A 12,293-nucleotide genomic window follows, 5' to 3' on the forward strand; every position below is an offset into this window, starting at 1 on the left:
AAAACAGAATAAAAATGATTAATAAACAAGTATCGGGTGTACAAGAAGCCATCGCAGGTGTTTCAGATAATATGACCTGCATGTTTGGTGGTTTTGGCTTAAGTGGCATACCTGAAAATGCCATAGCAGCATTAGTGAAATCTGGTGTAACAGGTCTAACATGCATTTCTAATAATGCAGGAGTAGATGACTTTGGTTTAGGTTTATTATTACATCAACATCAAATAAAAAAAATGGTATCATCATATGTGGGTGAGAATGATGAATTTGAACGCCAAATGTTAAGTGGTGAATTGGATGTAGAGCTTATTCCACAAGGTACTTTAGCCGAACGCTGTCGTGCTGCGCAAGCTGGTTTCCCGGCTGTTTATACACCTGCAGGTTACGGGACTGAAGTTGCAGAAGGTAAGGAAACCCGTGAGTTTGATGGTAAAATGTATGTATTGGAACATGCTTTTAAAGCTGATTTTGCATTTGTAAAAGCTTGGAAAGGTGATGCTGCAGGAAATTTAATTTTTAAGGGAACTGCCCGAAATTTTAACCCTAATATGTGTGGTGCTGCAAAAATTACAGTTGCAGAAGTTGAAGAATTAGTTCAAGTTGGTGAACTAGATCCTAACCAAATTCATATTCCAGGAATATTTGTACAGCGCATTTTCCAAGGTGAAAAGTATGAGAAACGTATTGAACAACGAACTGTAAGAAAAAGAGAATAGACATGGCTTTAGATAAAAACGGAATCGCTAAACGTATAGCAAAAGAAGTCCAAGACGGTTACTACGTAAATTTAGGCATAGGTATTCCCACATTAGTTGCCAATTATGTTCGAGATGATATAGAAGTAGAATTTCAAAGTGAGAATGGGGTTTTGGGAATGGGGCCATTTCCTTTTGACGGTGAAGAAGATGCCGATATTATAAATGCAGGAAAACAAACCATAACAACTTTACCTGGAGCTAGTTTTTTTGATTCGGCTATGAGCTTTTCTATGATTCGAGGCCAACATGTACACCTTACTATTTTAGGGGCAATGGAAGTTGCTGAAAATGGCGATATAGCCAATTGGAAAATTCCAGGGCGCATGGTAAAAGGTATGGGTGGCGCCATGGATTTGGTAGCCAGTGCTGAAAATATTATTGTGGCCATGATGCACACCAACAAAGCAGGCGAGTCTAAACTATTAAAGCGTTGCTCACTCCCTCTGACAGGTGTGGGCTGCGTTAAAAAGATAGTTACCAATTTAGCAGTTTTGGAAGTTACCGATTCAGGTTTTAAACTATTGGAACGTGCTCCAGATGTTTCAGTAGAAGACATTCAAAAAGCAACAGAAGGCACCTTGATAGTTGAAGGGGATATTCCAGAAATGAAACTATAACCCTTTATTACCATCAACTGTTAATATAATTCCAAACTGCATTTGTATTTGATTGACTTTATTAAAGTAATCTTTCCAATTGCTATTAGTATTGATATTAAATCGGATATTATTATAATTAATTCCTGTAAAAACAGATAGATATTTGGTTAACTTAAAAGTAAAATTACCTCCTGCGTAAAAATTCATACCATAAAAATCATCTCTGGCAGAATTAATATATCGCTGTTGAATTCGCGTCGCTCCTAAACCTAGATAAGGTTCGATAGACCACCTTTTTAAAATATCCCATTGATACTGAAATTTAGCAAATGCAGCGTGGTAAAATGAACTGTTAATATTTCCAATAGTGCTTTTATCAGTTACATTATATTCATGATATTCCCAACCTAGACCAAATTTTACGTTGTGATACTTTATAAAATTAATTTGAATTCCTCCTCCAAAAAAATCAGGTTTATGTCCATCTGCTAAAAAATGTTCACCTTTGTTAATATGATGACTGATATAAAAATAAAATTGTGGTTTATGAAAGAAAGTTTGTTCTACTTCCTGATCTGCATTATCATTTTTTGATTGAGAAAACAATAAATGAGGTAAAACGATTAATAAAAAAAGAACTTTTTTCATGCTTAATAATTAATAACATATGGTGTAGTATCGTCAGATCCTACATTTATAATTTCATTAAATTGATTGGTTTGTCCACTTGTGTTGTTACGCACTTCGTAAAGTAAGTTAAGTGCCTGATTTTTGGCCACTTGTTTGTAATAACTATCATGGTAGTGTTCTGGATATTCTTCTTGCACTGGATTTACCCATATGGTCTGATCTGCCAAAACACCAGAAACTTGAATGTCGGTAATGGTGTTTTCTTGATTTGTTTGGTTAAGCGTTATTCTTAATTCTGAAATATCTTCAAGCTCAAGAAGTGTAATTTCGCCAACGTTAAAATAATAATCTTGGAAATCTGTACGGTATATATTTATGTATTTTTTTCCTCTGTATATTGAATTACCTTTTACTGTAATTTCAAAATCAGTTTCGTTTTTCGGACTTGGAATTACCAATTCAAAATGTCCATCAGAGTTTGTTGTTGTAAACCCAATAAGGTCAATATCACTAGCGTTCTTAATCCATGCCTCTATGTCGTTATTTGATATTGGATTACCTTGTCTGTCGTTAACCTGACCTTCAAATACCAGTCGAGTAGATACATCATATTGTATAGTAGTGCAGTTTAGGCATAACAGACCTAATGCAAAAAAGAATATTTTTTTCATCACAATTTTTATTTAAATGTAAAAAAATAAAATTAGGAACATGAAAATTGTAAGAAAAAAGATTTAAAATCGTGTTAAATGTTAAAAAAACATGCGTTTCATCGAAAAATAATGCTTTTAAACTGGTTTATTGAAAATAAGTTTCATATTAGCAGTCCCAAATTTATTGAACAGATTAACCTATTTCTTTTGGAAATTTGGATTATAATTTTCCCCAAATCTATTATAATTCATATAGAAGAAAGAAACCCAAATCTACCAAAAACCTACGTTATGAATTTTGCATCAAATCTACCAGAACAACCTACTTATGAAAATGGTTTGCATGTGAAAGTACAACAGACCAAACGATTCATTAAGAGCTTGATGTATCTTACTAAAAAGTTGTTCATGCTATAGTCCTTTTGGAATAGCATGAATAAGTTTTTTGGTATAATCGTTTTTAGGATGGTCATAAATTACATCAGCATCGCCCATTTCCTCTATTTCTCCTTTATTCATTACAATTAAATTGTCTGACATATATTTTACAATAGCTAAATCGTGTGAAATAAATATGTAGGTAAACCCATAATTTTCTTTCAAGTCATTTAATAAGTTTAAAACTTGGGCTTGAACCGAAATGTCTAATGCAGAAACTGATTCGTCGCAAATAATTAGTTTAGGCTGCAAGGCTATAGCTCTAGCAATACCTATACGTTGCCTTTGACCGCCAGAAAATTCATGCGGATATCTATTGAAAAAACTTGAATCCAATCCAACTTTTTTCAGTAATTCGTAAACTAGATTTTTTCTTTCTTTATCCGAAGTTCCAATATTATGAACTCTCATAGGCTCTAGAATAGCTTTTCCAATAGGAATTCGCGGATTTAAGGAAGCAAAAGGATCTTGAAATATAATCTGAATATCCTTTCTTAAGTTTCTGATGGCTTTTTTTGATAAATTAGTAATGTTAGCCCCTTTGTACAAAATTGTACCACTAGTTGCTTTATCCAACAACAAAACAGCATTTGATAACGTAGATTTACCACAACCAGATTCACCAACAAGTCCTAAGGTTTCGCCTTCATATAATTTAAAGCTAACTCTGTTAACGGCTTTAAAACTTTCAGGTTTAGAAAACCAACCAGATTTTGATAGATATTCCTTTTCTAGGTTGATAACCTCAAGAAGTGGCGGTTTAGAATATAACGTTTCATGATTTACTTCGCGTTGTGTTTTGGTGACAATAGTTTTATCAACTGTTTCATCCATAAAATCTTTTATGGTCGCCAATCGCTTGTATCTAACATCCAAAGGTGGTCTTGAATTAATAAGCGCTTTAGTATACGTATGTTTGGGGTTATTAAAGATTTCAGTTACTGGGCCTTGCTCAACTACTTGACCTTGATACATAACTAGAACACGATCAGAAATCTCGGAAACCAAAGCAAGATCATGAGATATAAATAAAACACTCATTTGTTCCTCCCGTTGAAGTTGCTTTAGCAGCAATATTATTTCTTTTTGAACGGTTACATCTAAAGCAGTAGTTGGCTCATCGGCTATTAAAATTTTTGGTTTACAAGCAATGGCCATAGCAATCATAACCCGTTGCTTTTGTCCTCCAGAAATTTCATGCGGATACGCTTTAAAAACACGATTATGGTCTGGCAATTTTACTTTTTGAAACAACTGTAGTGTTTCTACTTTTATTTCTTGTTTAGAAAGTGATGTATGTAGCTGTAAAATTTCTTGAACTTGTTCTCCACATCTCATGGATGGATTCAAGGAACTCATAGGTTCTTGAAAAATCATCGCAATGTCATTCCCTCTAATTGATTGAAATGCTTTTGGAGATAGTTTCGTTAAATTTTCACCTCTAAAGTTTATCTCACCATTCTTAATTTTAGAAATGTTTTTTGGAAGCAATCCTAAAATAGCCAATGTAGAAACAGATTTTCCTGAACCCGATTCACCAACAATCCCAAGAATTTCGTTAGGATTTAAAGCGTATGAAATATTGTGAATAATTTCCTTTTCAATTTGATTGCTGAAAAAAGAAATGGATAAATTTTTTACGGTGAGTACAGGTTCCATTTGCATGAGTAAATGTAGCTATTTTCACATTTTATTTTACGGTTTTTCCGTACTTATTTTTTTTTAATAGTTTTTAATCGAAAATAGCCCGTAAAAATTTTCATATTAATAATTTATTAATATTTTCACAATCAATTATTCAATAAAATCACCAAAATTCTAAACAATCATGAAAAAAATACTACTATTCATTATCTTAATGAGTACAGGGTTTGTTTTTTCTCAAAACAAATCTTTTTGGAAGAGAGAGACTGTAAAACCTACGGTTTCAATTAAGGAAAGCAAACAAGCTTTGCCTAAAGCCCAAACCTTTACTTTAGACATAGAAGGATTGAAACAAGCACTACTTCAATCCCCTAAACGGGAAGAATTTAGAAGGCAATCAAATGTTATTTTGTCTTTCCCCAATTCAGAAGGCGTAATGGAACGCTTCAGAATATTTGAAGCATCAAATCTCCATCCAGATTTACAGGCTAGATATCCAGATATCCGTTCCTATGCTGGTCAAGGTATTGATGATCCGTCTGCTGTTATAAGATTTAGTATGTCGTCTCTGGGCTTCCAAAGTATGAGATTGTCAGCAAATAGTCCTGCGACTTTTATTGAATCTATTTCTGAAGATGGGCAATTATATACTGCCTTCACTCGTGCTGAACGCATAAATAGGCAGAATCAGTTTGAATGCGAAATTTCGGAAAGTTTAAATCAGCAAGTTCATGGTTCATCAATGATGCGCAATGCTGACGACAGCATATTAAGAACCTATAGGTTAGCAGTTTCTGCTACAGGTGAGTACACACAATATCATGGCGGCACTAAAGCCCAAGCTTTGGCTGCTATCAATAATACAATGACACGTGTAAATGGAATTTTTGAAGTTGATTTTAATGTCACTATGATACTTATTGCTAATACAGATGATGTGATTTACACAAGTACAAATTCTGATCCTTACGGTAATACTACAAGTGGTTATAATTCTGCTTTACAAAACACTTTAACTTCAGTAATTGGAGAATCAAATTACGACATAGGACATTTATTCGCAAACTTACAGAATAACGGAAATGCTGGTTGTATAGGTTGTGTATGTGTTAATGGACAAAAAGGTAGTGGTTGGACTTCAGCTACTGTTCCAGAAGGTGATTTTTTTGACGTTGATTATGTGGCTCATGAAATGGGTCACCAATTCGGAGCTAATCATACATGGACATTTAATGGTAACGAGGGGACTAATGTACAAGTAGAACCAGGCAGTGGTTCTACCATAATGAGTTATGCAGGAATTACTGGGGCTACTGATGTTCAGAATAATGTGCATCCAAATTTTCATGCTGTTTCAATTGAACAAGTAACAGATTATATAAAAACAACAAGTTGCCAAACAAATACCAATACAGGAAATTCAGTTCCTACTGTAAATGCAGGAGCAAATTATACAATTCCAAAAGGGACAGCGTTTGTTCTTGAAGGTTCTGCTTCAGATGCTGATGGAGGCGTATTGTCTTACTCCTGGGAACAAATGGATGAAAACAACGCATCTACTACCTACCCAAGCACGACGGCTACTTCTGGAGTTGCGTTTAGGGCTTATGAGCCAACATCTGATAGTAAGCGTTATTTTCCAAGATTATCAACTATAAAATCTGGTGCTACGTCTTGGCAGTGGGAAGCCGTTCCTAATGTGGCAAGAACGTTAAATTTTAGATTAACGGTAAGAGATAATGTTGCTGGAGGAGGAACTAATAATAGTGACGATATGGTCGTTACTGTAAATGGTACAGCTGGACCATTTGTTGTGAATTCGCCTAACACAAATGTGACTTGGAATGCTGGGTCAACGCAAACAGTTACTTGGAATGTAGCAGGAACAACAGGGAATGGTGTTAATGCAGCAAATGTTGACATTTTCTTATCAACAGATGGTGGAGACACATACCCAATAGCTTTAGCAGCAGGTGTTCCTAATGATGGTTCCCATGATATAATTGTTCCTAATAATCAAGGAACTCAAAACCGTGTAATGGTAAGAGGATCGAATAATATTTTCTTTGATATTTCTAACACAAACTTTACGATTGCTGGACAAGTAGTGTGTAATGCCACAGTTCCTAATGGGTTAAATGCTTCTGGTTTAACAGATAGTTCAGCAACCTTAAGTTGGGATGCTGTTCCTGGAGCAACGTACAATTTACAATATCGTGAAGTGGGTTCAGGTTCTTGGACAACGGTAAATGTTGCAGGTGTATCAACTCAACTTTCAGGATTAAGTGCTTTAACACAATATGAAGCTCAAGTTCAGAGTGTTTGTCCAGATACATCAACTTCAGCTTATAGTAGCACAATTAATTTCACAACTACAGATGTACAATTGAATTACTGCAGTTCAGCAAGTACAAACATCAATGATGAATACATAGGTAGAGTGCAATTAAATACTATAGATAATTCATCTGGCGGACAGTTTTATACAGATTTCACAAGTATTTCAACTACTTTAACAAAAGACACCCAATACACAATTACAGTTACACCAACTTGGACTGGTACAGTTTATTCTGAAGGCTATGCAGTTTGGATTGACTATAACCGAGATGGAGATTTTAATGATGCCGGCGAACAGGTTTGGACACAATCGGCTACGCAGTCAACACCTGTTAGTGGTAGTTTTACTATTCCATCCAATGCTGTTGAAAATGCAACAAGAATGCGTGTTTCAATGAAGTATAATGGAACTCCTAGTTCATGCGAAACGTTCCAGTATGGTGAAGTAGAAGATTATACTGTAATTATTGAGGGAAGCGGTCCAGATACAACACCACCAGTAATAACATTAAATGGAGCTTCAACAATAGATTTAGAATTAGGAGAGGGTTATACAGAACTTGGTGCTACTGCAACTGATAATGTGGATGGCGATATTTCAGCAAATATTGTAATTGGTGGAGATACAGTAGATTCAAATACTGTTGGGACTTATTTGGTTACTTATAATGTTAGTGATGTAGCTGGGAATAATGCTGTTGAAGTAACACGTACTGTTAATGTAAATCCTGACACAACAGCTCCAGTAATTAGCCTAAACGGTTCTTCTATAGTTAACTTAACAGTAGGAGATTCTTATACTGAATTGGGAGCAACAGCAACCGATAATTTGGATGGTGATATTTCAGCCAACATTGTCGTTGGTGGAGATTCAGTAGATACAAATACTGCTGGAACTTATGTAATTACTTATAATGTAAGTGATTCGTCTGGAAATGCAGCCGATGAAGTAATAAGAACAGTAAATGTTTCTGAACCATCTAATGGTTGTTCAGGCGGTATTTCATCTTTCCCTTACAATGAAAGTTTTGAAAACACTTTAGGAGCATGGTCGCAATCATCTGCTGATGATTTGAATTGGTCTATAAATTCTAATGGAACACCATCATCCAATACAGGACCTTCGAGCGCAAACGATGGCACATATTATATTTATGTTGAAGCTTCTGGAAATGGTACAGGTTATCCAGATAAACGCGCTATTATTAATTCACCATGTTTTGATTTATCAAGCATGACAGAAGCTACATTTAGTTTCTCATATCATATGTATGGAGCTTCAGACATGGGTACAATTGATTTAGAAATTAGTGATGATGATGGTGCAACTTGGACAAGTATTTGGAACCAAACAGGTAATCAGGGTAATGCTTGGTTAGATGTAAATATTAATTTAAATACTTATGTAGGTAAAGGAATACAATTGCGTTTTAACAGATTTGTTGGAAGCACTTGGCAAGCCGATATTGCAATCGATGGCGTGAGCATTTCAGGACCAGCTGGACCAGATACTGAAGCTCCAATTGCACCAACTCTTTCAGCTTCAAACACTACCGAAACAACAACCGATTTATCTTGGTCTGGTGCAACTGATAATGTTGGAGTTACGGATTATGATGTGTATCAGGATGGAAGTTTTATTACAAATGTAACAGGAACAACGTATCAGGTTACGGGACTTTCTGAAAGTACAAATTATATATTTTATGTGATTGCTAATGATGCAGCTGGAAATAGTTCATCTGCAAGTAATAGCGTAAATGTAACAACACTAGCTGCGCCAACGTGTAACGACGGTATCCAGAATGGCGATGAAACTGGTGTAGATTGTGGCGGATCATTTTGTGCACCATGTCAAGTTACAGATGTTGTTTTAAATGAAGGTTATTTTGAAACTGGCTGGGATGGCTGGGCAGATGGAGGAAGTGATTGTGCCAGATATTCAGGTTCTTATTCATATGAAGGAAGTTACTCTATAAGAATTAGAGATAATTCTGGAACTGCTTCAGCTATGACCTTATCAAATATAGATGTCACTTCTTTTTCTCAAGTTGTCATAGATTTTTACTTCTACGTCAGAAGTATGGAAAATGGAGAGGATTTTTGGCTTCGTTATTTTGACGGGTCATCGTGGAATACAGTAGCAACTTATGTTAGTGGTTCAGGTATTAATAACAACACGTTCTATCAAGGTACAATTACAATTACGCCTTCTCAATATGCATTTGTATCTAATGCTGGATTTAGATTCCAATGTGATGCTTCAGGTAATAATGATCAGATTTACATAGATCAAGTTACTATAACTGGTACTAACTCTAGTAGAGGTGAAATTAATCAACTAATTGCGTTAAATACTTTAGATGTTGATGATGATTTTGGAGATCAAGAAATTATGGTGTATCCAAATCCAGTAAAAGGAAATGTGCTTAATGTAAAGCTACCAGGAAATCAAGATGCGACTTATACAATAGTTAATATGTTAGGTCAAACGGTTTCGAAGGGTAACTCCATTTCAAATGTAGATGTGAGTACCCTGGAAGCTGGTGTTTACTTTATTAAAGTGAATGAAGGTGAGGAAGTTATTACTAAAAAGTTCATCAAACAGTAAGTATTTGTTATACTATTTGAAAAAGTCCAGATTAAAAATCTGGACTTTTTTATATGTGAACAATTTCGCTATCGTGGAGTAGTTCATCACCTCGCAATCGTAAAAATATTTGCGCAACCGCTACAGTGTCTTTTTCGCAATAGGTAATAATACGGTCAATGTTATTTTCTTCGTAATATACCCTATAAACTTCACTACCATCAATATCGTCTTTTGGGGAAGGGATTCCTAAAACATTCGTCAATAGCTTTAAAGAGGTAAAGGTTTTATAATCTCCAAATTTCCAAAGTTCTAATGTATCCAAATGTGGTACTTCCCAAGGTTTTTTACCAAAGAGATTTAATTTATAAGGTAATTCAATATTATGAATTATCATACGTCTGGCTATATAAGGAAAGTCAAATTCCTTACCATTATGCGCACATAATAAATGCTTGTTTTGACTAAAATGCGTTATAAGAAGATTTTTAAAGTCCTTCAATATTTTTACTTCGTCACCATAAAATGATGTGACCCGAAATGTTCTAACATCACCTTGCATTTTAAAATATCCAACAGAAATGCAGATTATTTTGCCAAATTCAGCCCAGATTCCAGCACGATCGTAAAATTCTTCGGCTGTAAAATCGTCTTTACGTTGGTATTGCGACTTGGCTTCCCAAAGGGCTTGTTTGGTGTTGTCTAAATCTGAAAAATGCTGTGTCTCTGGAACGGTTTCAATGTCCAAAAAAAGTATGTTTTCAAGATTTAGTTTACTAATCATTGTTTATTCTGTTTTATTCAGCATGGTATAAGCTTCTTCAATATATGTTGTAATGTCTGGTGTAAATGTAGCTATGGCATCTCCTGGTCCTTTTGAATGACCAAGTCTAACAATTATAACATTATCATTTGGCTCTACAATTACATATTGCCCTAAATGGCCACGCATCATAAAAAAGGATTTACCATTCATCTTTTTTAGCCACCAACCATAGCCATATTCTGGGCTTTCTGGGAACCTTGGTTTAATGGATTTAGCTATAAATGAAGAATCTAAAAGTTGCTGACCATTCCTCTTACCATAATCTTTATAGAGCTTACCCATTCTCGCAAAATCTTTAGCATTACTGGCTATACAACAATAGGCTTTAACCATGTCATGATCTTCACTATCAACTTGCCATAACGTGGCGTTTTCTGAATTTAAAGGCTTCCAGAAACTCTCAGTTAAATAATCATATAACTTTTTACCAGTAGCGCGTTCTAATACCATGGCTAGCATTTGTGTATCACCACTGGCATATTTATAACTCGTTCCAGGTTCACGAACCACATCAAGACCTAACATTACTTTGTCTAAATCGTCATCAAAATAAGCACGTGTAGTGATTGAAAATGGCGAATAATAGCGTTCATCCCAATTGGTGCCTGATGCCATGGAAGACAAATCACCAACGGTCATTTTTTTAGCTTTATCATCTTTGCCTTCGCAAAATTCTGGAATAAAATCGCAAACCGGTTGGTCCAAATTTTTTATATAGCCATCCATGATAGCTTTTCCTAACAAGGCAGACACGTAACTTTTTGCCATGGAGAAGGAGTTTGATTTTGCATTTTCGTCAAAACCATCATAATATGATTCATACCATATGCTATCATTCTTTATGATGACATAGGCGATAGTGCCGTTTTGTTTATGGATTTCTTTTAAAGTTTCTGTTGCTTCAACGGTGTTGTAGTCTTTGTGATTTGGCCAAGGTTGAGGCATGTTGTTTTCAATAACAGCATTATCAAATTCTTTATAATCTTCAAGATATGCTGTAGTATAACCTTTAAAATATATGGTCCTTACTGCTTTAAGTAAATAATCCGTATCCGTTAAGTAGAGTGTTATTATGAGTAGTCCAAAAATAATGATTACCCATTTAAGAATTTTCTTTAAAAATTTCATGTAGTAGTTTTAGAAGACTAAATATACTAAAATGAATTTATTTTTAATTTTTAAGACCACAATTTTGCAGTAATGTTTTTAAAGCCCAGGACAAAGATTTTTGAGCTTGAGTGTTATTTAGTTTACACACGTCTTTTGCAGTAATCATTGGTTCAATTCCCATTAAAGCAGTTGCTGAAGCAATTATATTTTGATAATTTTCTCCAAGTTGACTTTTATATGGTTGTAAAGCTAGTTTTAGTGTGGCTGTTCGCCTTGCTCCTCGAACAGATTTTTTTGAAACAGAAAAATCTTCTTTTAGATATACGCTTAAATATTTTCTAAAAGCAGCTTCGTTGTTAATGGATAGTCGATTGTAATAATCCTGTATAAAAAGTATTTGGTCAATAATGGGCAGGTCTTTACATGCTTCAACTAAAGACTCTGGAGACTTTGTATTGATATCTATTCCTGCTTCGGAACATAAAATATCAATATTTGAGAAGTAGCGATACACAGTAGCTCTTGAGGTTTTTGAGTGCTTCGCAACGTCTTCAAGAGTAAAAGATTTACCTGTAGAGAGTAACTTTTGGGTAGTTTCAAGAAGCTTTTGACGTGTTTTCTTCTTTTGAGTTTTTCTACCTGTATCTAGTGATATATTTTTCATGAGACAAATATCTCATAAAATTTTGAAAGCTCAAAAAAAAC

Annotated in this window: 10 protein-coding genes; 4 read left to right on the top strand and 6 right to left on the bottom strand. The window is 34.7% G+C overall.

Going from position 1 to position 12,293, the window contains the following annotated elements; genetic code table 11:
- Positions 1 to 14: 14 nt before the first annotated feature.
- Both MTX13_RS06875 and MTX13_RS06880 read left to right on the top strand, forming a co-directional pair.
- Positions 15 to 716 (top strand): CoA transferase subunit A, encoded by a 702-nt coding sequence (locus tag MTX13_RS06875; RefSeq protein WP_250433709.1) that lies wholly within the window; start codon positions 15 to 17, stop codon positions 714 to 716.
- 2 nt (positions 717 to 718) lie between these two features.
- Positions 719 to 1,375, top strand: coding sequence for a 3-oxoacid CoA-transferase subunit B (locus MTX13_RS06880; RefSeq protein ID WP_250433711.1), 657 nt, complete (start codon positions 719 to 721; stop codon positions 1,373 to 1,375).
- Here the strand turns inward: MTX13_RS06880 and MTX13_RS06885 are convergent.
- On the bottom strand, positions 1,370 to 2,005 hold the full coding sequence (locus tag MTX13_RS06885) for a hypothetical protein (RefSeq protein ID WP_250433713.1): 636 nt from the start codon (positions 2,003 to 2,005) through the stop codon (positions 1,370 to 1,372). The genes MTX13_RS06880 and MTX13_RS06885 overlap by 6 nt on opposite strands.
- Positions 2,006 to 2,007: 2 nt before the next feature.
- The gene (locus MTX13_RS06890) at positions 2,008 to 2,658 is read right to left on the bottom strand and encodes a peptidase associated/transthyretin-like domain-containing protein (RefSeq protein WP_250433714.1); all 651 of its coding nucleotides are present in this window, start codon (positions 2,656 to 2,658) and stop codon (positions 2,008 to 2,010) included.
- A 78-nt stretch (positions 2,659 to 2,736) separates the two neighbouring features.
- On the opposite strand from MTX13_RS06890, the gene MTX13_RS06895 reads away from it, so the two are divergent.
- The gene (locus tag MTX13_RS06895; protein ID WP_250433716.1) at positions 2,737 to 3,057 is read left to right on the top strand and encodes a hypothetical protein; all 321 of its coding nucleotides are present in this window, start codon (positions 2,737 to 2,739) and stop codon (positions 3,055 to 3,057) included.
- Here MTX13_RS06895 and MTX13_RS06900 read toward each other — a convergent pair.
- Positions 3,052 to 4,737, bottom strand: coding sequence for an ABC transporter ATP-binding protein (locus MTX13_RS06900; protein WP_394801240.1), 1,686 nt, complete (start codon positions 4,735 to 4,737; stop codon positions 3,052 to 3,054). The genes MTX13_RS06895 and MTX13_RS06900 overlap by 6 nt on opposite strands.
- A 169-nt stretch (positions 4,738 to 4,906) precedes the next feature.
- On the opposite strand from MTX13_RS06900, the gene MTX13_RS06905 reads away from it, so the two are divergent.
- Complete coding sequence (locus MTX13_RS06905) at positions 4,907 to 9,673, top strand: reprolysin-like metallopeptidase (RefSeq protein ID WP_250433720.1); 4,767 nt, start codon at positions 4,907 to 4,909, stop codon at positions 9,671 to 9,673.
- A gap of 49 nt (positions 9,674 to 9,722) precedes the next feature.
- On the opposite strand, the gene MTX13_RS06910 is transcribed toward MTX13_RS06905, so the two are convergent.
- Genes MTX13_RS06910 through MTX13_RS06920 form a run of 3 tightly spaced genes read right to left on the bottom strand, consistent with a single transcriptional unit; the run spans position 9,723 to position 12,252 of the window.
- The gene (locus tag MTX13_RS06910) at positions 9,723 to 10,436 is read right to left on the bottom strand and encodes a 3'-5' exonuclease (protein WP_250433722.1); all 714 of its coding nucleotides are present in this window, start codon (positions 10,434 to 10,436) and stop codon (positions 9,723 to 9,725) included.
- Between the two features lie 3 nt (positions 10,437 to 10,439).
- Positions 10,440 to 11,606 carry a serine hydrolase domain-containing protein gene (locus MTX13_RS06915; RefSeq protein WP_250433724.1) on the bottom strand — a complete coding sequence of 389 codons (1,167 nt, stop codon included), beginning with the start codon at positions 11,604 to 11,606 and terminating at the stop codon, positions 10,440 to 10,442.
- A 43-nt stretch (positions 11,607 to 11,649) separates the two neighbouring features.
- Entirely contained in the window at positions 11,650 to 12,252 is a 603-nt protein-coding gene (locus MTX13_RS06920) for a TetR/AcrR family transcriptional regulator (RefSeq protein ID WP_250433725.1), read from the bottom strand.
- Positions 12,253 to 12,293: the final 41 nt, after the last annotated feature.

Source organism: Hanstruepera flava (assembly GCF_023634025.1).
GTDB classification, from domain to species: Bacteria; Bacteroidota; Bacteroidia; order Flavobacteriales; family Flavobacteriaceae; genus Hanstruepera; species Hanstruepera flava.